Here is a 22,885-nt window from a genome sequence, read left to right on the forward strand (position 1 = left end):
CCTGCCCGCAGCCTGGACGAGCCAACGCGCGAGATGGTCGTTTGGCCAACCTTATCTCCTGACTGATGAACCATCGGGTTCAGCCCAGCGAACGCAACGATGGCAGAGGGACTTTCGTACTTCAGCGGATCGCCCAGCTCGGCGAGCAGCAAGGCTGCCGTGGTGTCGCCCAGTCCGTCGATGGAGGTAATCAGTTCACGACGCCGACGCAGGTCCGGATCGTCATCGATCGTCTGCTCGATGGCCTTGCGAGTCTTTTCCATCTCATCGGTGATGTGCCCGATCACCGCCTTGATCGATGCCTGGACCGTCAGCGGCGCCACATCCAGACGGTTCTGCTCCATCTGGCGCATTTCCTTCAGGTCGTCCAGGCGGCGTACCAGCGCTCGCAGACGTCGCTGAGCTTCTGGCTCAGGCTCCCATTGGCGCAGCGAGTCGCCCTTGTGCTGAGCATAGGCAGCAATGGTCTTGGCATCGGCTTTGTCGGTCTTGACGCGCCGCAGCTCAAATTCGGCGAACTTCGCGATTACCGCTGGGTTGACGATGCAGACCCGATAGTGACGGGCATGCAGGTATTCGGCCAGCGCCTCATGGTAGGTGCCAGTGGCTTCCATCACCACCCAGGCGCCAGGCTCGGCGTGGGTTTGCAGCCAGGCCTCGAACTGTTCGAAGCCTTTTGAATCGTTGGCCAGTCTGGCCTTGGTGCGGACCTTGCCGTTGGCAAGCGGGGTAGCAATGTCGAAAGATCGCTTGGCGACATCGACGCCAACAACAACGGACATGATCTTCTCCTTCAGACGATAGGGGGGATCATCCAGCACTCGGTTCAACCTTGTGAATGCGTGCTCACGCCGGGGGCGGGCACTAGATACCGTTCGAACTGTTCGAGTGAGGGTGGAAGGCCCGAGCATATCTACAATGCGGGCTCGATGCCCTAGGAGCGGCTCTGCTTCATGGCCTTCCCTCGATGATCAGTCGAGAACTTTGGCCTGCAAGGAGGCAAAAGTCGAGATACAAGGAGCGGCCCCTGTGCCGCGATTGGGCCCGCCAGGGCCCACATCAGCACTTGGCAGAAACCATAGAATCTCCCACAAAGGGTGCGATGGCCTGCAGCGCTGCGGTGTGACTACAGGCCCAATCGCGACATTGGTGCCGCACACACAAGGGGGCGTGACAGCCTGCGACACTGCGAGGTGGTCACGGGTGTGGGAGCGGGCTTGCCCGCGAGGCAAGCGCAGTGAACCCCAGCCCACCTGTTCTCTCGAATGCAGAACCCTGCGCCCTGGCGCGCCACTGACCCCGAGGCCAACCGATGACGACGCTGTTCGATCCGATCACCCTGGGCGACCTGCCCCTGCCCAACCGCATCATCATGGCACCCTTGACCCGCTGCCGCGCCAGCGAAGGCCGTGTGCCCAACGCGCTGATGGCCGAGTACTACACACAACGCGCCAGCGCCGGGCTGATCCTCAGCGAGGCGACGTCGGTGACGCCGATGGGCGTCGGCTACCCGGACACGCCGGGCATCTGGACCCAGGAACAGGTCCGTGGCTGGACCCAGGTGACCGAGGCCGTGCATGCCGCCGGTGGGCGGATCTTCCTGCAGCTCTGGCACGTGGGCCGCATCTCGCACCCGACCTACCTCGATGGTCGCACCCCAGTCGCGCCCAGCGCACTCAAGCCCGCAGGCCATGTCAGCCTGGTACGCCCGATCACCGACTACCCAACGCCACGTGCACTGGAGACCGACGAAATCGCCGAAGTCGTCGAGGCCTTCCGTGTCGGCGCCGAGCATGCCAAGGCGGCCGGCTTCGATGGTGTGGAGATCCACGGCGCCAACGGGTACCTGCTCGACCAGTTCCTGCAAAGCAGCACCAACCAGCGTGACGACCGCTACGGTGGCACCCTGGAGAACCGCGCACGGCTGATGCTGGAGGTCACCGATGCAGTGATCGGCGTGTGGGGCGCGCAACGGGTCGGCATGCACCTGGCGCCTCGCGCCGATGCCCACGACATGGGCGACGCCAACCGGGCCGAAACCTTCACCTATATCGCTCGTGAACTGGGTGCCCGCGGCCTGGCCTTCCTCTGCGCCCGTGAGCAGGAAGCCGATGACAGCCTCGGGCCGCAGCTCAGACAAGCCTTCGGCGGCCCCTACATCGCCAACGAAGGCTTCGACAAGGCCAGCGCCACGGCCGCATTGACCGAAGGCCGCGCCGATGCAGTGGCGTTCGGCGTGCCCTTCATCGCCAACCCGGACCTGCCGGCACGACTGGCAGCCGACGCGCCGCTCAACCCGGCCCGTCCGGAAACGTTCTATGGCCAGGGGCCGGTGGGTTACATCGACTACCCTCGCCTCTGAGACGGCAACACCTCTGCGGGTCAGCGCCGGGCATCAGGCCTGGCGTTGATCTGCTGCTGAAGGTTCTGCACCTGACTCTGCAAGGTGTTGAGGTTGCGGCTGACCTGGGTGCGGAAGGCATCGAACTCTTGCACCGAGGCGCCGCCGGTCGCACTCGGTGCCGGGCGGTTCTCGAGCTGCGCCTTGAGCACCAGCATGTCCTGCTGCAGAGCGTCGAGCGCCGCGGTGGGGTCGCCCTGCTGCTTCAAGGCAGCCAGCTCGCCGTCCAGGCGCTTGAGCCCGTCCCCCAGCGCGCGGCCGTCGACCTGGGCCGTCTTGAGCGTGGCCAGGTCGGCGGTGATCGACTGCACCTGTTCCTGCACGCGTGCCTGCGCCTCGCTCAAGGCCGCCTGCTGACGCTGGGATTCGGCCAGGGCTTGCTCGAGGCGCTTGCCCAGGTCGCCCGCCTGGCCCACCACGCCGTCCTGCTGCTTGCCCTGCTCGTCCAGGGCGGCCTGCAATTGGCGAATCTGCAGCTTCAGGGCCTCGGTGTCGGTGCTGACGCTGGACTCGCGGGCCTGTACTCGACCGCTGATGACGTTCAACCGCCCTGCGGCCTCCTCGCTGATGCGCGCGAAGCTCTCCTGGGTCGCGACCAGCTGCTGCTCGAGCAAGGCGATCTGCTGGGCGCTCCACCAGCCCAGCCCGGCCAGGGCGATGCACGCCGCGCCCAGTAGCGCCCACAGCGGCCCGGTGCCGGCCGAGCGCGTCGGGCGCGGATGAGCATGGGCAGCGCGCAAGGGGGCGTCGTCACGGGCGCCGGCATGCAGCGCGGGGACATCGTCGGGATCATCGTGGGTATCGTTACGCATCTGAAGCTTCACCACGGGGGCAACCAAAAGAGGCGCCAGTATAAACCGTCCAGGCCAGCGTTCGGCAGCGAGGCCTCACTGACCGCCCTGCCCCTTCCACCAGGTGCAGAACTCGTCCAGGGCCGCCCACAGGCTGACCTGGGGACGGTAGCCGAGTCGCTGGCGCGCACGGCTGATGTCGAGGGTGAAATCCTGGCTCAAGGCCTGCACATCGTGACGCGACTGGCTGGGCTGCGGACGCCCTGGCCAGGCCCGGCAGACGGCTTCGCTCAGGGCGCCCAGGCCATAGGCCAGCCCGGGGTCGCAGTAACGCGTCACCGGCGGCAACCCCATCTGACGCATGACGTAGTTGACCACGTCCCACAGCGGCAGCGGGTGACCGTTGCTGATGTTGTACACCTGACCCAGGGCGTCTTCCTCGGCGAAGACGGCGGCCAACAAGGCATCGTTGAGGTTGTGCACGCTGGTGAAGTCGACGCGGTTCAGACCGTTGCCGATGATCGCCAGCCGACGCTTGCGGTGGCGCTGCATCAGGTGCGGGAAGAATCCGGCATCGCCTGCGCCGGTCACCCGATGGGGGCGCACGGCCAGCGTTTCGAGGCCGAACTCCTGGGCACCGAACACCTTCTGCTCGGCCAGAAAGCGAGTCAACGCCTGTGGGCCGCGCAAGCGACGCGGCAGCGGGTCTTCGTGGATCTCGGTGCGGCCCGGGCCATACACCGCCGAGGAGGACACATAGACCAGCCGCCGCACATGCTCCTTGAGGCTGCCTTCGACGATGTTCTCGGTGGTCACCACGTTGGCCTGGTGAAGCGCCTGATAACCGCCCCATTGCCCCTGCATGCCCGCGCAATGGACCACGACATCGACACCCTGGCACACGCGCCGGGCCAGACGTGCATCGCCCAGGTCGCCCGGCATGAAGTGCGCGCCGCGCTTGACCAGGTGCTCGACCCCTTCGGCACGACGGCCATTGACCCGGACGTCGAGGCCCTGTTCGAGCGCGAAACGGGCGAAACGGCCGCCTATGAAGCCGCTCGCACCGGTGACCAGAATTCGCATGTTTGACCTCGCCTTGCCAGATTCCAGATGCAACAGACGCCCGCCGGGCCTACAACGGCACCAGCCAGTGCGCTGCCGCCTGTCGCAGGTGCTCGGTCAGGTGGCCGAGCAGCATCCCGCCATTGCGCCAATGATGCCAGTACAACGGCACGTCGATGGGCGTGTCCGGGCAGATCTCCACCAGCTGGCCCGTCTCCAGGTGCGTCAGGATCTGGCATTCCGGCACCATTCCCCAGCCCAGCCCGGCCTCGGTCATGCGCAAGAAGCCTTCGGCCGAGGGGCACAAGTGGTGGACGAACCCTCCTTCGAGGCCCAGCGAGGCCAGGTACCGGTGTTGCAGGAAGTCATCGGGGCCGAACACGATCGCCGGCAATCGACTCAGCCGTGCCTTGTCAAACCCGTTCGCAAAGTGGCGCGTCATGAAGGCCGGGCTCGCCACCGCACGGTAGCGCATGGCGCCCAGCGGCAGGCAGCGTGCCCCGGCCACGGGGCGCTCGCTGCCGCACAGACAGGCGGCGACTTCACCGGCCTTCATGCGCCGCAGGCCCACGTCCTGGTCTTCGACCACCAGCTCCAGCAGCAGCGACTGGGCCGCGCAGAACGGCCCGATCGCGCCTGCCCACCAGGTCGCCAGGCTGTCGGCATTGAGCGCGATGCGCATCCGCTCCGGCATGCCGTCGGCCTCCAGCGCAGGCACCTGGCGCTGCAGGTCGCGCTCCAGCAATCGCACCTGCTGAACGTGGTTGAGCAGCTGGCGACCGACGTCGGTAGGCAACGGCGGTGTGGCCCGCACCAGCACCGGCTGACCGACACGCGCCTCGAGCAGTTTGACCCGTTGCGACACGGCCGACTGCGACAGCCCCAGGACCTGGGCGGCGCGTTCGAACCCGCCTTGCTCGATGACCGCCGCCAGGGCGGCCAGCAACTTGTAGTCGAACATCGTTTTCCCTAATGCCGGATCAGCGTTATTTGTTTTTCTTATATCGTAGCCAGCGCCAGAATGCTCGCCTTCATATCGACGATCGCGTTGCCTACCGGGCAACGTCAGGGGAGCACTTCTCGCATGTGGCAAAGTTATCTCAACGGGCTGTTGGTGTCCTTGGGCCTGATCATGGCCATCGGCACCCAGAATGCCTTCGTGCTGGCCCAGAGTCTGCGCCGCGAACACCACCTGCCGGTGGCCGCACTCTGCGTGTTGTGCGACGCGCTGCTGGTGAGCGCTGGCGTGTTCGGCCTGGCCACGGTGCTCGCCAACAGCCCGATACTGCTGACCGTGGCCCGCTGGGGCGGCGCGGCGTTTCTGGTGTGGTACGCCAGCAAGGCGCTGCTGCGCGCCTGCAGCCGACAGAGCCTCGCGCAGCAGCAGGGTCTGGGCCTGCGCTCGCGTCGGGCCGTGTTGCTCAGCGCCCTGGCGGTGACCCTGCTCAACCCGCACGTGTACATCGACACCGTGTTGCTGATCGGCTCGCTCGGCGCCCAGCAGCCCGTGCCAGGCGCCTACGTCGCCGGCGCCGCCAGCGCGTCGCTGATCTGGTTCTTCACCCTGGCCCTGGCCGCTGCCTGGCTCGCCCCCTGGCTGGCGCGTCCGACCACCTGGCGCCTGGTCGACCTCATGGTCGCGGCGATGATGTTCGCGGTGGCGGTGCAATTGGTGGTGGGGTGAGCTGCACGCTGCCTGTCCCTGTCCCTCAGCTCTAACTTGCGGTCTGCCGCTCCCCAGATGCTATGATCCGGCCCCGCGTCGCAAAGAGTACAAACTCGCCGACGCGTTGAAGGCCGCCCGTGATCGGCCTTGCGTCCCCTCGCAAACAGACCTGAACAGGAGAACGACCATGGCTTTTGAATTGCCGCCGCTGCCGTACGCCCACGATGCCCTGCAGCCGCACATCTCCAAGGAAACCCTGGAGTATCACCACGACAAGCACCACAACACCTACGTCGTGAACCTGAACAACCTGATCCCAGGTACCGAATTCGAAGGCAAGACCCTCGAAGAGATCGTCAAGACCTCCTCGGGCGGCGTCTTCAACAATGCCGCGCAGGTCTGGAACCACACCTTCTACTGGAACTGCCTGTCGCCCAACGGCGGCGGCGAGCCGACCGGTGCGCTGGCCGACGCCATCAACCAGGCGTTCGGCTCCTTCGACAAGTTCAAGGAAGAATTCAGCAAGACGTCCATCGGCACCTTCGGCTCTGGCTGGGGCTGGCTGGTGAAGAAGGCCGACGGTTCGCTGGCCCTGGCCAGCACCATCGGCGCCGGCAACCCGCTGACCAATGGCGACACCCCGCTGTTGACCTGCGATGTCTGGGAACACGCCTACTACATCGACTACCGCAACGTGCGTCCGAAGTACGTCGAAGCGTTCTGGAACCTGGTGAACTGGGACTTCGTCGCCCAGCAGTTCGAAGGCAAGCCCTTCACCGCCTGATCCCGACGTTTCCTGAGCCCGGCGCGTGCCGTGATGCCGTTCGATCCCGAACGTCGTCGCGGCAACCGCCGGGCTTTTTTCATCCTGTCATGCGCTGGGACAACTTGCCGCACGCGTATGGCACGCTAACATCAAGCAGTGGCAAGCGACGAGGCGCTCATGCAGCGCCAGGAAGCGGCCGATAGCGTCATCAGGACGCCGCCACGCACCACGAAACGAACCCGCTGCCCGAGCAGCATCGGTGGATAGTGCGCGAGCCACTTTAATGGCAGTATGCCGTCACGCGCATGGATGAAGGACACCTCCGTTGAAGCTGGAATTCAAGAACAGCTTGTCGGTCAAGCTGCTGAGGGTCGTGTTGCTGTCGGCGCTGGCGGTAGGCGTCGTTCTGAGCTGCGCGCAAATCGTCTTCGATGCCTACAAGACGCGCCAGGCCGTGGCCACCGATGGCCAGCGCATCCTCGACATGTTCCGCGACCCCTCCACGCAGGCGGTCTACAGCCTGGACCGTGAGATGGGCATGCAGGTCATGGAAGGCCTGTTCCAGGATGAGTCGGTGCGCATGGCCTCGATCGGCCACCCCAACGAAACCATGCTGGCGGACAAGGCCCGCCCGATGAAAGAGACGCCCACGCGCTGGCTCACCGACCCGATCCTGGGCAGCGAGCGCAACTTCACCACGCAATTGGTGGGGCGCGGCCCCTACAGCGAATACTACGGCGACTTGCGCATCACGCTGGACACCGCCCGCTACGGCGAAGACTTTCTGGTCAACGCGGTGATCATCTTCGTCTCGGGTGTGCTGCGCGCGCTGGCCATGGGCCTGGTCCTGTACCTGGTGTACCACTGGCTGCTGACCAAACCGCTGTCGAAGATCATCGAGCACCTGACGCACATCAACCCTGACCGCCCCAGTCAGCACCAGATCCCGCAGCTCAAGGGCAACGAGAAGAACGAGCTGGGCCTGTGGGTCGACACCGCCAACCAGTTGCTGGCCTCCATCGAACGCAACACGCATTTGCGCCACGAGGCTGAAAGCAGCCTGCAACGCATGGCCCAGTACGACTTTCTCACCGGCCTGCCCAATCGCCAGCAACTGCAACAGCAACTGGACATGATCCTGGACGATGCCGGGCGCCTGCAGCGCCGCGTGGCGGTGCTGTGCTTCGGGCTGGATGACTTCAAGGGCATCAACGAACAGTTCAATTACCAGGCTGGTGACCAGTTGCTGCTGGCGCTGGCCGACCGCCTGCGTGCCCACAGCGGTCGCCTGGGCGCGCTGGCCCGGCTGGGCGGGGATCAGTTCGCGCTGGTTCAGGCCAACATCGAGCAGCCCTACGAAGCCGCCGAGCTGGCGCAGACCATCCTCGACGACCTGGAGGCGCCCTTCTCGCTCGAACAGCAACGGATTCGCCTGCGCGCCACCATCGGCATCACGCTGTTCCCCGAAGACGGCGACAGCACCGAGAAACTGCTGCAAAAAGCCGAACAGACCATGACCTTGGCCAAGGCCCGGTCGCGCAACCGCTACCAGTTCTACGTCGCCAGCGTGGACAGCGAGATCCGTCGGCGACGGGAGTTGGAGAAGGACCTGCGCGAAGCCCTGGCGCACGATCAGTTCTACCTGGTCTACCAGCCGCAGATCAGTTACCGCGACAAGCGTGTGGTCGGCGTCGAAGCGCTGCTGCGCTGGCAGCATCCGCGCCTGGGCCTGGTGCCGCCCGACCAGTTCATCCCGCTGGCCGAACAGAACGGCTGCATCATCGCCATCGGCGAGTGGATTCTCGACCAGGCCTGCCGGCAGTTGCGCGAGTGGCACGATCAAGGGTTCAGCGAGTTGCGCATGGCGGTCAACCTGTCGACCGTCCAGCTGCACCACAACGAACTGCCGCGGGTGGTCAACAACCTGCTGCAGGCCTACCGGTTGCCACCCGGTAGCCTGGAGCTGGAAGTCACCGAGACCGGCCTGATGGAAGACATCAGCACCGCGGCGCAGCACCTGCTGAGCCTGCGCCGCTCCGGTGCCCTGATCGCCATCGATGACTTCGGCACCGGGTATTCGTCGCTCAGCTACCTGAAGTCGCTGCCGCTGGACAAGATCAAGATCGACAAGAGTTTCGTCCAGGACCTGATCGACGATGACGACGACGCCACCATCGTGCGGGCGATCATCCAGTTGGGCAAGAGCCTGGGCATGCAGGTGATCGCCGAGGGCGTGGAGACTGCCGAGCAGGAGACCTACATCATCGCCCAGGGCTGCCACGAAGGTCAGGGCTACCACTACAGCAAGCCCTTGCCGGCACGCGAGCTGACACAGTTCATCCGGCACACCCGGCAGGCGCAGGTCTCGGCGCTCTGACGCGCGACGCCGAGCTGGGTGAGCGATACGCCCTGTAACGACCCTCACCTTCGAGATTTGCGCCAACCCCTTTACATAAAATGCAAATCTTTCGCATTATGTGCCGGTTTCGCGTGCCGCCGGCACACAGTCCCACTCCCTTGACGCAGGAAACACCGACCATGATTCGTATGCCCCTGGCCTCCGCCAGCCTGTTGGCCATCGCCATCGCCCTCGCCGGGTGCGGCGAGAAGGAAGACAAGACTGCCGCGCCGACCGCTCAGGCACCCGCTGCCGCCAGCACCCCTGCCGTGGCCCCGGGCGCCGTCGATGAAACGGCCGGCAAGGCCGTGGTCAAGCACTACGCTGAAATGGCCTACGTCATCTATGGCGACTCGCTCAGCACCGCCAAGGCCCTGCAGAGCGCGGTCGATGCGTTCCTGGCCAAGCCGGACGACCAGACCCTGAAAGCGGCCCGCGACGCCTGGATCGCCGCACGCATCCCCTACCTGCAAACCGAAGCCTTCCGCTTCGGCAATACCATCATCGACGACTGGGAAGGCCAGGTGAACGCCTGGCCCCTGGACGAAGGCCTGATCGACTACGTCGACAGCAGCTACGAACATGCCCTGGGCAACCCGGCCGCCAGCGCCAACATCATCGCCAACACCGAGATTCAGGTGGGCGAAGAGAAAGTCGACGTCAAGGACATCACCCCCGAGAAACTCGCCAGCCTCAATGAGCTGGCCGGTTCGGAAGCCAACGTCGCCACCGGCTACCACGCCATCGAATTCCTGCTCTGGGGCCAGGACCTCAACGGCACCGGCCCAGGCGCCGGCAACCGTCCGGCTTCCGACTACCTGGAAGGCGAAGGCGCCACCGGTGGTCACAACGACCGCCGTCGCGCCTACCTCAAGGCGGTCACCGACCTGCTGGTCAGCGACCTGGAAGAAATGGTCGCCAACTGGGCACCGAACGTCACCGACAACTACCGCGCCACGCTGGAAGGCGAATCGGTCAACGATGGCCTGCGCAAGATGCTGTTCGGCATGGGCAGCCTGTCGCTGGGCGAACTGGCCGGCGAGCGCATGAAGGTGTCCCTGGAGGCCAATTCGCCTGAAGACGAGCAGGACTGCTTCAGCGACTACACCCACTTCGCGCACTTCTACGACGCCAAGGGCATCCGCAACATCTACCTGGGCGAATACACCCGTGCCGACGGCACCAAGCTGACCGGCCCGAGCCTGTCCTCGCTGGTGGCCAAGGCCGACCCGGCCACCGACACGGCGCTCAAGGCCGACCTGGCAGCCACCGAAGCGAAGATCCAGGTCATGGTCGACCATGCGCTCAAGGGCGAACACTACGACCAGCTGATCGCGCCGGACAACGCCGCGGGCAACCAGATCGTGCGTGACGCCATCGCAGCGCTGGTCAAGCAGACCGGCACCATCGAGCAGGCCGCAGGCAAGCTGGGCATCACCAACCTGAGCCCGGACACCGCCGATCACGAGTTCTGATCGGCCCCCGGCCTGAGGCGTCGCTCGCGGCGCCTCAGGCCGCCCCTCCCCTGCAGCCGGCCCCTGACTAACGTCGATTTCATCCGGCAAACGCAAATCCCTCTTATTCATACCTCGCCAGCCTGCTAAGCTTGCACCCCTGTTTTTCGCTCGAGCCCTCCAGGATCATCGATGTCCTCGCCGCTGCTCCGTCTCTCGCCCTTGCTGCTGCTCTGTGCGCTGACCGCCTGTGATGACGCGCCGCGTTTCACCCAGGCCGAGCCGGGCGAAGCCTTGTCGGGTGGCGCCACGACCGTGCAACGGCAGGACCGCCAGGCGTTTTCGCTGCCGTCGGCCAACCTGACGCCCGAGCGCCGGCTGGATTTCAGCGTCGGCAACAGCTTCTTCCGCAGCCCCTGGGTGATCGCCCCGTCGACCACCACGGCGCGCGACGGCCTGGGCCCATTGTTCAACACCAATGCCTGCCAGAACTGCCATGTGCGCGACGGTCGCGGGCACCCCCCGGAGCCCGATGCGCGCAATGCCGTGTCGATGCTAGTGCGCCTGTCGATCCCCAACCAGCCCGCCTACCTGCAGGAAATCGAGCGCCTGGGCGTGGTTCCCGAACCGACCTACGGCACGCAACTGCAGGACATGGCCGTGCCAGGCGTTGCGCCGGAGGGCAAGGTGCGCGTGGACTACAGCGCCGAGCCGGTCCGCTTCACGGACGGCTACACCGTCGAGCTGCGCCGGCCTCACGTGCGCATCACGCAGCTGGGGTACGGCCCGATGCACCCTGACACGCGCCTGTCGGCACGGGTCGCGCCGCCGATGATCGGGCTCGGCCTGCTCGAGGCGATCCCGGAAGCGGCGATCCTGGCCAATGCCGACCCGGACGACCGCAATGGCGATGGCATCCGCGGGCGCCCGAACCGGGTCTGGGACCAGGCGCGGCAGGCGACGGTGCTGGGACGCTTCGGCTGGAAGGCCGGGCAACCCAACGTCAACCAGCAGAACGCCCATGCCTTCGCGGGCGACATGGGGCTGACCACCACCTTGCTGCCGAACGACGACTGCACGCCCGCCCAGGTCGAGTGCCAGCGCGCGCCCAATGGCGATGGCGCCGACGGCGAAAAGGAGGTCAGCGACAACATCCTGCGCCTGGTGACGTTCTATGCGCGCAATGTCGCCGTCCCGGCGCGCCGCGACGTCGACGCGCCTCAGGTGCTGGCCGGCAAGCGCCTGTTCCACGAGGCCGGCTGTGCGGCCTGCCATACCCCCACCTTCACCACGGCGGCCGACGGCGTCGAACCCGAACTGGCCAACCAGGTCATCCGCCCCTACAGTGACCTGCTGCTGCACGACATGGGGCCAGGGCTGGCGGATGGCCGCAGCGAGTTCGATGCGAGCGGCCAGCAGTGGCGCACGCCGCCGCTATGGGGCGTCGGCTTGACCCAGGCGGTGAGCGGCCACACGCAACTGCTGCACGACGGACGTGCCCGCAACCTGCTCGAGGCGGTGCTCTGGCACGGCGGCGAAGCGCAAGCGGCTCGTCGCCACGTACTGACTTTCGACGCCGAGCAGCGTGCCGCGCTGCTGGCCTTCCTGAACTCACTCTAAGCGCAAAGGATCCGGGCATGTTCCGACCCAAACTGTTGTTCACCAGCCTCGCCGCACTCGCCCTCGGCGCCTGCGCCCCGCAGGACCCGCAAGCCGTGACCTCGGCCGCCATCGCCAAGCAGGTGATCCTGCCGACCTACAGCCGTTGGGTCGAAGCCGATCGGCAGCTGGCCGCCAGCGCCCTGGCCTTCTGCGAAGGCAAGGAGACTCTGGAAGCGGCCCGCAGCGACTTCCTCGCCGCGCAGAAGGCCTGGGCCGAACTGCAACCGCTGCTGGTCGGCCCGCTGGCCGAAGGCAACCGCGCCTGGCAGGTGCAGTTCTGGCCGGACAAGAAGAACCTGGTCGGGCGCCAGGTCGAGCAGCTGGTCAACGGCGACACGCCCGTCGACGCACAGACCTTGGGCAAATCCAGCGTCGTGGTACGCGGCCTGTCGGCCTACGAGTACATCCTCTTCGACAGCAAGCCGGACATCGCCACTGCCGAGCAGAAGGCCCGCTACTGCCCGCTGCTGGTCGCCATCGGCGAGCACCAGAAGACCCTGGCCGAAGAGATCCTCAAGGGCTGGAACACCACCGACGGCATGCTTTCGCAGATGACCACGTTCCCCAACCAGCGCTATGCCGACTCCCACGAGGCGATCGCCGATGTGCTGCGCGCCCAGGTCACCGCGCTCGATACCTTGAAGAAGAAGCTCGGCGCGCCGATGGGTCGCCTGAGCAAGGGCATCGCCCAGCCGCTGCAGGCCGAAGCCTGGCGCAGCCACGCCTCGATGAAGAGCATCGAAGCCAGCCTCAAGGCCGCGCAAGCCTTGTGGGTGGGTGTCGACAACAAGGGCCTGCGCGGATTGCTGGGCAAGGAACACGCCGCCCTGGCCGACAAGATCGACGACGCCTACGCCACTGCACTCAAGCGGCTGGGCGACAACCAGAAGACCCTGGGCGAGCTGCTGACCGACGACGCCGGCAAACAGACCCTCGACCAGATCTACGACAGCCTCAACGTCGTCCATCGCCTGCACGAAGGCGAGCTGGCCAAGGCGTTGAACATCCAGCTGGGCTTCAATGCCAACGACGGTGACTGATCATGTTGCGAGACCAGGCCAAGCGATTCGGTAGCACGGTGCTCAACGCCCTGATGCTGCGTGGCTGGACCCTGCGTCGCGACACGGCCGACGGCCAGCTGCTGTTGTCGGCGCGCGACGATGCCGACGGCAAGCACTACGCCGTCGGCTATCGGCTCGATGGCCGCCAGGTGTTCGCCACTGAGGTGGGGCAACGCTGCCACGCCATCATCGACCACCCGACGCTGCCGGTCGCGCTGTTCGTCGCCCGGCGCCCCGGCACCGAGAGCTACCTGATCGACGTGCGCGACGGGCGTCTGCTGCAGACCCTCACCTCGCGCCAGCACCGGCACTTCTATGGGCATGCGGTGATTCACCGCGACGGCGAGTGGCTGTACACCACCGAGAACGACACGACCGACCCAGGGCGTGGCGTCCTCGGTGTGTACCGATTCGACGGTGAACGCCTGGTCCAGGCCGGCGAGCTGTCGACCCATGGTATCGGGCCGCACGAGGTGTCCTGGCTGCCGGATGGCGAAACCCTGGTCGTGGCCAATGGCGGCATTCGCACGGAAGCGGAAAGCCGGGTGGAGATGAACCTCGACGCGATGGAACCCAGCCTGGTGCTGATGCGACGCGACGGCAGCCTGATCAGCAAGGAAACCCTGTCCCAACCCATGAACAGCGTTCGCCACCTGGCGATCGGCGGCGACGGCACCATCGTGGCCTGCCAGCAGTTCATGGGCGATGCCGACGAAACCGCCGAGCTGCTGGCGATCAAGCGTCCGGGCCAGCCGTTTCAGGCCTTCCCGGTGCCGGAGGCACAACTGCGCTCGATGGCGCAGTACACCGCCAGCGTGGCCATCCACGATGAACTGCGTCTGGTGGCGCTGACCGCACCGCGTGCCAACCGGCTGTTCGTCTGGGGCCTGGACGATGGCCAGGTGCGCCTGGATGCACCGATGCCCGATTGTGCCGGGGTCGGGGCGGTGAAGGACGGTTTCGTGGTGACGTCGGGGCAAGGCCGATGCCGTTACTACGATTGCCGTACACCGGCACCGATCGGCCAGCCCCTGCAGATGCCTTCGGGCTTCTGGGACAATCACCTGCACCTGGTCTAGGGCACGGTATCGAACACGGGGCCAGTCACGGCCCCTTGGTCGCAGGTAGCGGTGCGGGAAGCTAGCTACCGGCGCGCAGCCCCTGGCGCATGCCGAACAGAAACAGCAGCAGGTCCTGATCCGGCTCGGCAACGGCAGGCACCTTGGCGTCCCGAGGCGCCAGGCATTGCGGTGAACTCAGCACCTGCGGTCGAGGCTCGTGCCAGGCGGCTGCGGCTGCCGTGGTGACCACCAATGCAGCCACCAGAAACAAAGCTCGTGCTATTTCTAGTTTCATTACCCTAACCCTTTGATAGCGCTGCCAAACGCTTCTCGATAAAAGTAGAGCAGCTTTTGCCATTCTGCTTCGGTGAGTGACGAATGGCGCTTGAGCTGACGCAGGTCGTTGCCTGCCGCGCGTTGACGGCTCAGCCGTGTACGGCTTTTCTCCAGATCCAGCAACGCGACCTCGACCGAGGCCTGGGTGCCCTCACCTATTACCCGGACGAAGACATGCTTGCCGTAGAGGCAGCCGTGTTGCCTGTGTCCTTGGTGCAAACGCGCCAGGTTCACTGCCAGCTCCCGCAGCAAAGCGTCGTGCACGGCCTGTCCGTACTGTTGACGCGCACCTTGGGCATGCCAGGTGTCGAGGTCGACGAAGCCGTCGAGGGCCTTGCTCACCAACAGCGCTCGCCACTGCCGTTCGGCGTCGCGCTCCACGCCACAGAAGACGATGGCCGGCACCCGGACACCCAGCGCCTGGCAACTGCGCAGGGCGTCGAGTTCGCGCAGCACGGTGGGACGTCCGAACGGGTGCAGCAGGGTACGGTACACATGACCGATCTGGCGCTTGGCGTACAGCGTCTGCCCCTGATCGTCGCGCAGGCGTTGCACACCGCTTTCGCCGCCGCGACGCTGGTTGGGTTCCTCGACCCATTCGCCCTGCTGTTTCCAGTAGAACTCGAATTGTCGGGATGCCCCGTGGGCTACTGCCATCGTCACTACCTCTTCCTCAATAGATACACGCGCCACATCGCATAGAACGGCAGGAAATCCAGACGCTCCTGGATGGCGAAGCCGGCGGCGGCGAACTCCGCCTCGACCACCTTGGCAGGCAGCACGTAGCGGTTCTGGTACCGTTCGTCCTGACGCTCGAGGTGGCGGCGTGCTTCGAGCCGCTTGCGCCGCCAGGCCTTGAAATTGCCATCCACCCACAGCGACAGGATCACGCTGTCGCGGCTGACGCGCTTGAATTCTTGCAACAAGGCCCGCCGATGTTCGGCCTGGCCTACATGGTGAAACAGACGCATGCAAAAGATGCTGTCGACGGCATTGTCCGGCAGGTCCAGGGCGAAGGCGGAGGTCTGCAACGGCTTCACCCGGGCCACCACCTCGGGCGGTTGCGCCGCGCACGCGGTTTCGAGCATGGCCGCCGAATAGTCGGCGCCAATGATCACCCGGTTGGGTTTCTCCGCCAGCAACGGCCAGAACCGCCCGGCCCCGCTGGGGACATCGAGTACCAGGCCGGGGTCGCCCGCCAGGGCCAAGGCGCGCCTGGCCAGCTGTTCGTCACGCTGGTGCGAGAGTTTGCGGGCCAGACTGTCCTGGTGCTTGTGCAGGTAGGTCTGGGCGTGTTCCCAATCGTATTTTTCGGAAAACTCAAGCTTGATGGGGTCGTGCATCGCGCATCTCCGGAGAAGGTGCGCCACCTTAAGCAGACGAACGTTGGCATCCGGTCACGTCGATGTGAAAAAACCGTCGGCCCATTCGGACGTTTCCGACGGTTCATGCAGGGTCGTTTTCCGGGCCAGGAAGCGCGGGGGCAAGACCTGCGGCCTTGTTGGGCGCCAGGTTGACCTGGAAGCGACAACCATGGGGCAGCGTCGTCGTCAGCGTCACCTGCCAGCCCTGGTCGTCGCAAATCCGCTGGACCAGCGACAGCCCCAGCCCCAGCCCTTCCCCGCGACGCTCGTCGCCGCGCACGAACGGTTGGAACATCGCTTCGCGCTGCTCCTCGGGGATACCGACGCCACTGTCCTCCACGCTGAAGCCGTCGGCCTCCAGGGTCAGGCGAATGTAGCCATGGTCGGTGTAATGCGCAGCGTTGCGCAGCAGGTTGCCCATCACCGATTGCAGGAAAGTCGCGTTGTAGAGCTCCGAGCCGGCATTGGCGCGACCTTCGTAATGCAGGGTCAGGCCCTTCTGCTCGATGGTGTCGCGCCAGACCCCGATCAGGTCGTCCGCCACTTCCCGCAGCGAGGCCCGAGAGGCGACTGCGCCTTCGTCGCGCTGGGCCCTGGCCAGCATCAGGAAGGTCTTGACCAGCTCACGCATCTCTTCGGTGGCTCGGGCGATCCGCTCGACCTGGTTGCGGGCGCGACCGTCCAGGGCCGGGTTTTCCTGCAACAGCTCGCACGAGGTAGCCAGCACCATCAACGGCGTGCGCAGTTCATGGCTGACGTCGCTGGTGAACAGCCGCTCGCGGGTCAATGCATCGCGCAGACGCCCCAGGGTGTCGTCGAAGGCCACGGCCAACTGCCCGACTTCATCGGCGGCATAGTCGGGTGCCAGGGGCGGCGCCAGGCCCAGCAACTGGTCGCGGTGACGCACCTGGCGTGCCAGGCGGATGACCGGCGCCATGACCCGCCGTGCCAGGATCCAGCCAAGGAAGGTCGCCAATGCCAGGCTCAGCACGAAACCGACCACGACCACGGCGAACAGCACCCGCTCGCGCTCTTCGAAATCGCTCTGGTCCTGCAGCAGCACGTAGTGGCGACCGTCGACGATCTCGACCATGGCGTGGTAGGACAACTGGTCGCGAAACACTTCGTGGAAGCCTGGCGTCAGGTGATGCAAGTCCTTGGGCAAGGCGAAGTCGTCCCGGCCGTCGCTGAAATAGAACAGCTGGTCCGGCCGCGGCCGATGGCTCCAGTCACTGATGCTGTCCATGCGCAGCAGCCGCTGCAGGTCACCGCCGAGCACGGCCGAGATCAGTCGTTCCTCGACCAGGTGCACGGTGGCGACGATGCCGAAGGCGAAGGCGCCTGCGACCAGGGCGCTCATCAGCGCGAAGGCGATGATGATGCGCTGGGCAAGGCTCTGTCTAAACTCCATCACGACCCTCGGCGAGGCGATAGCCGACGCCATGGACGGTGTGCAACAGCGGGCGCTCGAATGGCTTGTCGATGACCTGGCGAAGCTGGTGCACGTGGCTGCGCAGGCTGTCGCTGTCCGGGCAATCGTCGCCCCACAGGGTTTCTTCCAGGACCTCGCGACGCAACACGTGCGGGCTCTTCTGCATCAGCACCGCCAGCAGCTTGAGGCCGACCGGGTTGAGCTTCAGGGCACGGCCCTCGCGGCTGACCTCCAGCGTGTCCAGGTCATAGGTGAGGTCGGCGACCTGCAGCACACGCCTCCCGCCGCCCTGGGCACGCCGCAGGACCGCTTCGATGCGGGCAGCCAGCTCCGACAGTGCGAAGGGCTTGAGCAGGTAGTCGTCGGCGCCGGAGCGAAAGCCCTGCAGGCGGTCGTCGAGCTGGTCGCGGGCGGTGAGCATGATCACCGGCGTATCGCGCCGCGCGTCCTCGCGCAGACGCTTGCACAGGGTGTAGCCGTCGATCCCCGGCAGCATGATGTCGAGCACGATCAGGTCGTAGTGCTCGGTGGCCGCCAGATGCAGCCCGGACAGGCCATCCTGGGCGCAGTCGACGGTGTAGCCCTTCATGCCGAGGTAGTCGGCCAGATTGGCGAGAATATCGCGGTTGTCTTCAACCAGTAAGATGCGCATCGGGTCTCCTGTGCGGCGCTCGTGGGTCTGCGCGGCAGGCGCAGCTTACGGGCATCACGGGAAGGGCTTCAAGCTGCATGGACAGAAAGCCGTGTCGGAGGCGCACAACGAGACGGATGAGACAGGCGGCGCATGCCCTGTCGCCGACTCATCGGCTCAGTTTTTCCATCGCCGCATCTGCCAGAAAGGAGGATCGACTTTTGACATTGTGGTCGCGCACGTACCGGTCGATTCGTTGGATGACCACACCTGGCAGAGTGACATTGACTTTTTCGGTCTTGCCCAAATAGGGTGCGATGTCGATGTCCAACAGACCCCAACCCCTGTCCGCAAACTCGGGATTACTCCGATGGACAGACGCATCGGAGGGCATGGGTATGGCCTGACCAGACGCTGCGATGTCCTCCAACATCATGTGGGCCACCTCGACCGCCGCCGTGTACGCTTCTTCGAACGTATCTCCTGCCGTTACCGCTCCTGGAATATCTGGCACCTGAATACCGATGGCGGTGTGTTCGTCGCCCCACTCGATGCAGATGGGGTATCTCATGGTTGCCTCCTGCTCGCTTGCAAGCCTGAATCTGATGACTTCAAACCCGCCCGCTCCCTGATGCTTTTGACAGTACCGATTGGCAAATCCTTTTTTGGATGGGGAACAGGTATCGAATTTGGATTGTAGGGATGTTTGAACACGTGATGACTCCCCGTCACACGAACCAGCGTCCACCCCGCCGCCTCAAGCTCCTTCATCAATTGTCTACTTTGCACGCCCGTCTCACCCAATATCATAACCCTGGAGTTATAGTAATTGAAACAGCGGGGTATAAAGTGGGCTGGGGCAACACACGATGTGTCATGAAAAATAGCCTGACATAAAAAAATCCGGCATCAGATACTGATGCCGGATTTCCGGAGGTCTCACCTGCGCATGCAGGCTCGTGCAAACATTGTTACACGATGTGACCTTCAGGGGTCACGCGGGCCGATCGGCTATTACATCATGCCGCCCATGCCACCCATGCCGCCCATGTCTGGCATGCCGCCGCCTGCTGGCTTGTCTTCCGGCAGGTCAGCGACCATGGCTTCGGTGGTGATCATCAGACCACCGATCGAGGCCGCGGCTTGCAGGGCCGAACGGGTGACCTTGGCAGGGTCGAGAATACCCATCTCGATCATGTCGCCGTACTCGCCGGTCGCGGCGTTGTAGCCGTAGTTGCCCGAACCTTGCTTGACCTTGTCGGCCACGACGCTTGGCTCGTCACCGGCGTTGGCAGTGATCTGACGCAGCGGGGATTCGACAGCGCGACGCAGCAGTGCGATACCGACGTTCTGGTCTTCGTTGTCGCCCTTGAGGTCGACGATCGCAGCCAGGGCACGTACCAGGGCCACGCCACCGCCAGGCACCACGCCTTCTTCGACGGCTGCACGGGTGGCGTGCAGGGCGTCTTCGACGCGGGCTTTCTTCTCTTTCATCTCGACTTCGGTGCCTGCACCGACCTTGATCACGGCAACGCCACCGGCCAGCTTGGCCAGACGCTCTTGCAGTTTTTCACGGTCGTAGTCGGAGGACGTCTCTTCGATCTGGGCGCGGATCTGCTTGACGCGGCCTTCGATGTCGGCGTCGGTGCCAGCACCGTCGATGATGGTGGTGTTTTCCTTGGACAGGATGACGCGCTTGGCGTTACCCAGGTGCTCCAGGGTGGTGGTTTCCAGGCTCAGGCCGATTTCTTCGGAGACCACGGTACCACCGGTCAGGATGGCGATGTCCTGCAGCATGGCCTTGCGGCGATCGCCGAAGCCAGGTGCCTTGACCGCAGCGACCTTGACGATGCCACGCATGTTGTTGACGACCAGGGTCGCCAGGGCTTCGCCCTCGACGTCTTCGGCAACGATCAGCAGCGGACGGCCTGCCTTGGCGACGGCTTCCAGCACCGGCAGCAGCTCACGGATGTTGGAGATCTTCTTGTCGACCAGCAGCAGCAGCGGGCTGTCCAGCTCGGCGACCATGGTGTCCGGCTTGTTGACGAAGTACGGCGACAGGTAGCCACGGTCGAACTGCATGCCTTCGACGACGGACAGTTCGTTTTCCAGGCCCGAGCCTTCTTCGACGGTGATCACGCCTTCCTTGCCGACTTTTTCCATGGCTTCGGCGATGATGTCACCGATGGAGTTGTCGGAGTTGGCCGAGATGGTGCCGACCTGAGCGATGGCGCGCGAATCGGCGCATGGCTTGGACAGGTTCTTCAGTTCGGCGACGACGGCGGCGGTGGCCTTGTCGATGCCGCGCTTGAGGTCCATCGGGTTCATGCCGGCAGCGACGGCTTTGAGGCCTTCGTTGACGATGGCCTGAGCCAGGACGGTCGCGGTGGTGGTGCCGTCACCGGCAGCGTCGTTGGCCTTGGAAGCGACTTCCTTCACCAGCTGGGCGCCCATGTTCTCGAACGCGCACTTGAGTTCGATTTCCTTGGCGACGGAAACGCCGTCCTTGGTGATGGTCGGTGCGCCGAAGCTCTTGGCCAGGACCACGTTGCGGCCTTTCGGGCCGAGGGTCGCTTTTACCGCATCAGCCAGCACGTTGACGCCAACGAGCATTTTCTTGCGGGCGGAATCACCGAATTTTACGTCTTTAGCAGCCATGATCGTTCAATCCTTAAATGCTGGGGTTACCGGAAACCGGGGAATCAAGCTTCGATGACGGCGAGGATTTCGTTCTCGCTCATCACCAGCAGGTCCTCACCGTCGACCTTCACGGTGTTGCTGCCCGAGTACGGGCCGAACACGACCTTGTCACCCACTTTCACGGCCAGCGCACGCACTTCACCGCTGTCGAGCACACGACCGGTACCGACCGCGACGATCTCGCCACGGTTTGGTTTTTCAGCGGCCGAACCCGGCAGGACGATACCGCCAGCGGTTTTCGATTCTTCTTCGCTGCGACGGATGACGACGCGGTCATGCAGAGGACGAAGCTTCATTGTCGATCTCTCCCAATTGTGGTTTTCATCGGCCGGTGTCGACACCGGCGGGTTTGATACGGTCCGGCGTGGCCGGAGGTGACCTGCCTGGGCAGGCCACCGAAGTCATGTCTGACGCCAATGGCGGCAGAAACCTTGCGGTGACTCCAACATGAGGTCGGCTATCAGGATTACAAGGTGGGCCGCTGAAATTTTTTTTCATGTCCCCGGCCCGCCTGTAACGCGAACGGCCCCTTTCGGGGCCGTCGTGGGCGCAGGTGACGCCTCGATCACTGGTCGCGGCGCTGGTATTCGCCTTCGATGACGTTCGGACGGTGGCCCGGGTCCTGAGGACGACCGGCCAGCGGATCGTCGCTGAACGCGCGCTGGCGCAGCGTCTGCGCCTCGGCGCGCTCGCGCAGCTTGCGGGCGATCAAGCGGCGGGTGAACGGCAGCAGGCACAGCACGCCGAGCACGTCACTGATGAAGCCGGGGATCAGCAGCAGGCCGCCACCGAGCGCCATCATCAGGCCCTGGAACATGTCTTCGGCCGGCAGTTCGCCGCGCTGGATGCTTTCACGGGCACGCAGTGCCGTGGCCAGGCCGGCCAGGCGCATCACCACGATGCCCAACGCGGAACCGGCGATGATCAGCAGCAGGGCCGGGAAGAAGCCGATGGCAGCGCTGACTCTGACGAAGACGAACAGCTCCAGCACCGGGAAAATCAGGAACAGCAGGAGAAAAACACGCATCAAGGGATCCTCTGCGGAAGACAGCCTTCCAGTAAGACCCCAAATGGATGCAATCAATCGTTATTTCAACCCGCGACGGCCTCAACGGTCGGCCACTGGGACGCGCGAGCCAGGCACACCAAGGCTTCGCGCACTTGTGTCGGCGTGTTGCAAACTGTGAGGAACGGTAGCCAATGCAGCGCATGACCGATGCGCAGGTGCAACCCTTCGCTGTCCAGCCCGACCAGGTGCGCGGGCGTCGCTTCAGGCAGGCCGGCCAGGCGAACGTAATGGGCGATGGCCTCGGCATGGTCGCTGTTCATGTGCGCCAGCATGCGCGCTTCCACGGCACCGGCGAACGGATTGGCCAGGGTGACCTGATCGAGCCAGTGGATGGCACCGAAGCCGCCGATGTAGCGATGCCGGACGGGTTCGAGGACCCAGAAATCGAACGCATGCGCCTGGTGGTAGCCGGCCGACTCCGGGAAGTAGCGGTAGTAGCGCTGGGCAGCGAGGTCCAGCGCCTCGGCATCTTCCAGCTTGCGAGCCTGTGCCAGAACCGTCAGGCGCCCTACGGCCTGCACGTCCACCGCGTCGCGCTCACCGACCAGCAACGAACACTTGGGGTCGGCCAACAGGTTGTGGGTGTGCTGGGCGATACGGCTGATCAGGATCAGCGGCTGGCCTTGGGCATCCAGGCAGTACGGCACGCTCGAACCGAAGGGAAAGCCCGGCATGGCCTTGGAATGCGTCGAGAGGACACCTTGATACGCCTTGAGCAGCAGTTCGCGGGCGTTGCGCAGGGGGGTGGCGCTCATGGTCGGGTTCCGTGGCAAGTGGCAGGTGTAGGGCGTTGAGATTCGGGCAAGGCAGAACGTGAGGAGGGGCTGATTTATGGGCCCTGCGGGCCCAATCGCGGCACTGGGGCCGCTCCTACACCCGTAGCCACACCGCGGCATGGCAGGCTATCTCAGTCACCTGTGGGAGCGGCCCCAGTGCCGCGATTGGGCCCGCAGGGCCCATGAAACCAGCCACACTGCTCTGTGGCAAGGCAAAGGTTCCGCCCCGCCTATACGTGCAGCTTACAGCCCGCT

23 protein-coding genes are annotated in these 22,885 nt (G+C 64.9%); 8 read left to right on the plus strand and 15 right to left on the minus strand.

From position 1 onward, the window contains the following. A partial coding sequence (locus G7Z99_RS07175) for an IS110 family transposase (protein WP_181092881.1) occupies positions 1 to 821 on the minus strand: 821 nt, incomplete at its 3' end. Between the two features lie 491 nt (positions 822 to 1,312). Here G7Z99_RS07175 and G7Z99_RS07180 point away from each other — a divergent pair. Continuing rightward, positions 1,313 to 2,362, plus strand: a complete 1,050-nt coding sequence (locus tag G7Z99_RS07180) for an alkene reductase (RefSeq protein ID WP_181092882.1) — start codon at positions 1,313 to 1,315, stop codon at positions 2,360 to 2,362. 20 nt (positions 2,363 to 2,382) lie between these two features. On the opposite strand, the gene G7Z99_RS07185 is transcribed toward G7Z99_RS07180, so the two are convergent. From G7Z99_RS07185 to G7Z99_RS07195, 3 genes are all read right to left on the minus strand, one after another. Continuing rightward, positions 2,383 to 3,213, minus strand: coding sequence for an ATPase (locus tag G7Z99_RS07185; protein ID WP_181092883.1), 831 nt, complete (start codon positions 3,211 to 3,213; stop codon positions 2,383 to 2,385). Between the two features lie 75 nt (positions 3,214 to 3,288). Continuing rightward, positions 3,289 to 4,275, minus strand: a complete 987-nt coding sequence (locus tag G7Z99_RS07190) for an NAD-dependent epimerase/dehydratase family protein (RefSeq protein WP_181092884.1) — start codon at positions 4,273 to 4,275, stop codon at positions 3,289 to 3,291. A gap of 49 nt (positions 4,276 to 4,324) precedes the next feature. Then, positions 4,325 to 5,215, minus strand: a complete 891-nt coding sequence (locus G7Z99_RS07195; protein WP_181092885.1) for a LysR family transcriptional regulator ArgP — start codon at positions 5,213 to 5,215, stop codon at positions 4,325 to 4,327. A 123-nt stretch (positions 5,216 to 5,338) separates the two neighbouring features. On the opposite strand from G7Z99_RS07195, the gene G7Z99_RS07200 reads away from it, so the two are divergent. From G7Z99_RS07200 to G7Z99_RS07230, 7 genes are all read left to right on the plus strand, one after another. After that, entirely contained in the window at positions 5,339 to 5,938 is a 600-nt protein-coding gene (locus G7Z99_RS07200) for a LysE/ArgO family amino acid transporter (protein ID WP_181092886.1), read from the plus strand. Positions 5,939 to 6,107: 169 nt separating this feature from the next. After that, positions 6,108 to 6,704, plus strand: a complete 597-nt coding sequence (locus G7Z99_RS07205; protein WP_181092887.1) for a superoxide dismutase — start codon at positions 6,108 to 6,110, stop codon at positions 6,702 to 6,704. Between the two features lie 307 nt (positions 6,705 to 7,011). Beyond that, the gene (locus G7Z99_RS07210; RefSeq protein ID WP_181092888.1) at positions 7,012 to 9,063 is read left to right on the plus strand and encodes a putative bifunctional diguanylate cyclase/phosphodiesterase; all 2,052 of its coding nucleotides are present in this window, start codon (positions 7,012 to 7,014) and stop codon (positions 9,061 to 9,063) included. A 161-nt stretch (positions 9,064 to 9,224) separates the two neighbouring features. Continuing rightward, a complete protein-coding gene (locus G7Z99_RS07215) occupies positions 9,225 to 10,559 on the plus strand; it encodes an imelysin family protein (RefSeq protein ID WP_181092889.1) in 1,335 nt (444 codons plus the stop codon). 171 nt (positions 10,560 to 10,730) lie between these two features. Further along, complete coding sequence (locus tag G7Z99_RS07220) at positions 10,731 to 12,158, plus strand: di-heme oxidoreductase family protein (protein ID WP_181092890.1); 1,428 nt, start codon at positions 10,731 to 10,733, stop codon at positions 12,156 to 12,158. 17 nt (positions 12,159 to 12,175) lie between these two features. Then, positions 12,176 to 13,240, plus strand: coding sequence for an imelysin family protein (locus G7Z99_RS07225; protein ID WP_181092891.1), 1,065 nt, complete (start codon positions 12,176 to 12,178; stop codon positions 13,238 to 13,240). A gap of 2 nt (positions 13,241 to 13,242) precedes the next feature. Then, complete coding sequence (locus tag G7Z99_RS07230; RefSeq protein ID WP_181092892.1) at positions 13,243 to 14,340, plus strand: DUF1513 domain-containing protein; 1,098 nt, start codon at positions 13,243 to 13,245, stop codon at positions 14,338 to 14,340. A 61-nt stretch (positions 14,341 to 14,401) separates the two neighbouring features. Here the strand turns inward: G7Z99_RS07230 and G7Z99_RS07235 are convergent, their stop codons facing one another. The 11 genes from G7Z99_RS07235 to G7Z99_RS07285 all read right to left on the minus strand — a co-directional run bounded on the left by G7Z99_RS07235 (position 14,402) and on the right by G7Z99_RS07285 (position 22,609). Beyond that, positions 14,402 to 14,617, minus strand: coding sequence for a hypothetical protein (locus G7Z99_RS07235; RefSeq protein WP_181092893.1), 216 nt, complete (start codon positions 14,615 to 14,617; stop codon positions 14,402 to 14,404). After that, entirely contained in the window at positions 14,617 to 15,315 is a 699-nt protein-coding gene (locus tag G7Z99_RS07240) for a lipopolysaccharide kinase InaA family protein (RefSeq protein WP_181092894.1), read from the minus strand. The genes G7Z99_RS07235 and G7Z99_RS07240 overlap by 1 nt, the downstream gene beginning before the upstream one ends. Positions 15,316 to 15,320: 5 nt before the next feature. After that, positions 15,321 to 16,001 carry a class I SAM-dependent methyltransferase gene (locus G7Z99_RS07245; protein WP_181092895.1) on the minus strand — a complete coding sequence of 227 codons (681 nt, stop codon included), beginning with the start codon at positions 15,999 to 16,001 and terminating at the stop codon, positions 15,321 to 15,323. A 103-nt stretch (positions 16,002 to 16,104) separates the two neighbouring features. After that, positions 16,105 to 17,433, minus strand: coding sequence for a sensor histidine kinase (locus tag G7Z99_RS07250; RefSeq protein ID WP_181092896.1), 1,329 nt, complete (start codon positions 17,431 to 17,433; stop codon positions 16,105 to 16,107). Continuing rightward, entirely contained in the window at positions 17,423 to 18,106 is a 684-nt protein-coding gene (gene colR / locus G7Z99_RS07255; RefSeq protein WP_181092897.1) for a two-component system response regulator ColR, read from the minus strand. Before colR ends, G7Z99_RS07250 begins: the two co-directional genes overlap by 11 nt. Before the next feature lie 148 nt (positions 18,107 to 18,254). Next, entirely contained in the window at positions 18,255 to 18,656 is a 402-nt protein-coding gene (locus tag G7Z99_RS07260; protein WP_181092898.1) for a type II toxin-antitoxin system HicB family antitoxin, read from the minus strand. Beyond that, complete coding sequence (locus G7Z99_RS07265; RefSeq protein WP_181092899.1) at positions 18,653 to 18,874, minus strand: type II toxin-antitoxin system HicA family toxin; 222 nt, start codon at positions 18,872 to 18,874, stop codon at positions 18,653 to 18,655. Before G7Z99_RS07265 ends, G7Z99_RS07260 begins: the two co-directional genes overlap by 4 nt. A gap of 225 nt (positions 18,875 to 19,099) precedes the next feature. Beyond that, complete coding sequence (gene groL, locus G7Z99_RS07270; RefSeq protein ID WP_181092900.1) at positions 19,100 to 20,743, minus strand: chaperonin GroEL; 1,644 nt, start codon at positions 20,741 to 20,743, stop codon at positions 19,100 to 19,102. A gap of 44 nt (positions 20,744 to 20,787) precedes the next feature. Then, complete coding sequence (locus G7Z99_RS07275) at positions 20,788 to 21,081, minus strand: co-chaperone GroES (RefSeq protein WP_060392695.1); 294 nt, start codon at positions 21,079 to 21,081, stop codon at positions 20,788 to 20,790. A 269-nt stretch (positions 21,082 to 21,350) separates the two neighbouring features. Continuing rightward, positions 21,351 to 21,812 (minus strand): FxsA family protein, encoded by a 462-nt coding sequence (locus G7Z99_RS07280; RefSeq protein WP_181092901.1) that lies wholly within the window; start codon positions 21,810 to 21,812, stop codon positions 21,351 to 21,353. Between the two features lie 65 nt (positions 21,813 to 21,877). Then, positions 21,878 to 22,609 (minus strand): HugZ family pyridoxamine 5'-phosphate oxidase, encoded by a 732-nt coding sequence (locus tag G7Z99_RS07285; RefSeq protein WP_181092902.1) that lies wholly within the window; start codon positions 22,607 to 22,609, stop codon positions 21,878 to 21,880. Positions 22,610 to 22,885 lie beyond the last annotated feature (276 nt).

The organism is Pseudomonas entomophila, from assembly GCF_013523165.1.
Taxonomy (GTDB): domain Bacteria; phylum Pseudomonadota; class Gammaproteobacteria; order Pseudomonadales; family Pseudomonadaceae; genus Aquipseudomonas; species Aquipseudomonas entomophila_A.

Bases quoted from the DNA above. Each gene is read 5' to 3' on its own strand.
- G7Z99_RS07275 (WP_060392695.1), bottom strand. From the start codon at position 21,081: ATGAAGCTTCGTCCTCTGCATGACCGCGTCGTCATCCGTCGCAGCGAA.
- G7Z99_RS07220 (WP_181092890.1), top strand. From the start codon at position 10,731: ATGTCCTCGCCGCTGCTCCGTCTCTCGCCCTTGCTGCTGCTCTGTGCG.
- groL (WP_181092900.1), bottom strand. From the start codon at position 20,743: ATGGCTGCTAAAGACGTAAAATTCGGTGATTCCGCCCGCAAGAAAATG.
- G7Z99_RS07195 (WP_181092885.1), bottom strand. From the start codon at position 5,215: ATGTTCGACTACAAGTTGCTGGCCGCCCTGGCGGCGGTCATCGAGCAA.
- G7Z99_RS07215 (WP_181092889.1), top strand. From the start codon at position 9,225: ATGATTCGTATGCCCCTGGCCTCCGCCAGCCTGTTGGCCATCGCCATC.
- G7Z99_RS07180 (WP_181092882.1), top strand. From the start codon at position 1,313: ATGACGACGCTGTTCGATCCGATCACCCTGGGCGACCTGCCCCTGCCC.
- G7Z99_RS07205 (WP_181092887.1), top strand. From the start codon at position 6,108: ATGGCTTTTGAATTGCCGCCGCTGCCGTACGCCCACGATGCCCTGCAG.
- G7Z99_RS07285 (WP_181092902.1), bottom strand. From the start codon at position 22,609: ATGAGCGCCACCCCCCTGCGCAACGCCCGCGAACTGCTGCTCAAGGCG.
- G7Z99_RS07185 (WP_181092883.1), bottom strand. From the start codon at position 3,213: ATGCGTAACGATACCCACGATGATCCCGACGATGTCCCCGCGCTGCAT.
- G7Z99_RS07225 (WP_181092891.1), top strand. From the start codon at position 12,176: ATGTTCCGACCCAAACTGTTGTTCACCAGCCTCGCCGCACTCGCCCTC.
- colR (WP_181092897.1), bottom strand. From the start codon at position 18,106: ATGCGCATCTTACTGGTTGAAGACAACCGCGATATTCTCGCCAATCTG.
- G7Z99_RS07240 (WP_181092894.1), bottom strand. From the start codon at position 15,315: ATGGCAGTAGCCCACGGGGCATCCCGACAATTCGAGTTCTACTGGAAA.
- G7Z99_RS07190 (WP_181092884.1), bottom strand. From the start codon at position 4,275: ATGCGAATTCTGGTCACCGGTGCGAGCGGCTTCATAGGCGGCCGTTTC.
- G7Z99_RS07280 (WP_181092901.1), bottom strand. From the start codon at position 21,812: ATGCGTGTTTTTCTCCTGCTGTTCCTGATTTTCCCGGTGCTGGAGCTG.
- G7Z99_RS07230 (WP_181092892.1), top strand. From the start codon at position 13,243: ATGTTGCGAGACCAGGCCAAGCGATTCGGTAGCACGGTGCTCAACGCC.
- G7Z99_RS07260 (WP_181092898.1), bottom strand. From the start codon at position 18,656: ATGAGATACCCCATCTGCATCGAGTGGGGCGACGAACACACCGCCATC.
- G7Z99_RS07200 (WP_181092886.1), top strand. From the start codon at position 5,339: ATGTGGCAAAGTTATCTCAACGGGCTGTTGGTGTCCTTGGGCCTGATC.
- G7Z99_RS07245 (WP_181092895.1), bottom strand. From the start codon at position 16,001: ATGCACGACCCCATCAAGCTTGAGTTTTCCGAAAAATACGATTGGGAA.
- G7Z99_RS07235 (WP_181092893.1), bottom strand. From the start codon at position 14,617: ATGAAACTAGAAATAGCACGAGCTTTGTTTCTGGTGGCTGCATTGGTG.
- G7Z99_RS07250 (WP_181092896.1), bottom strand. From the start codon at position 17,433: ATGGAGTTTAGACAGAGCCTTGCCCAGCGCATCATCATCGCCTTCGCG.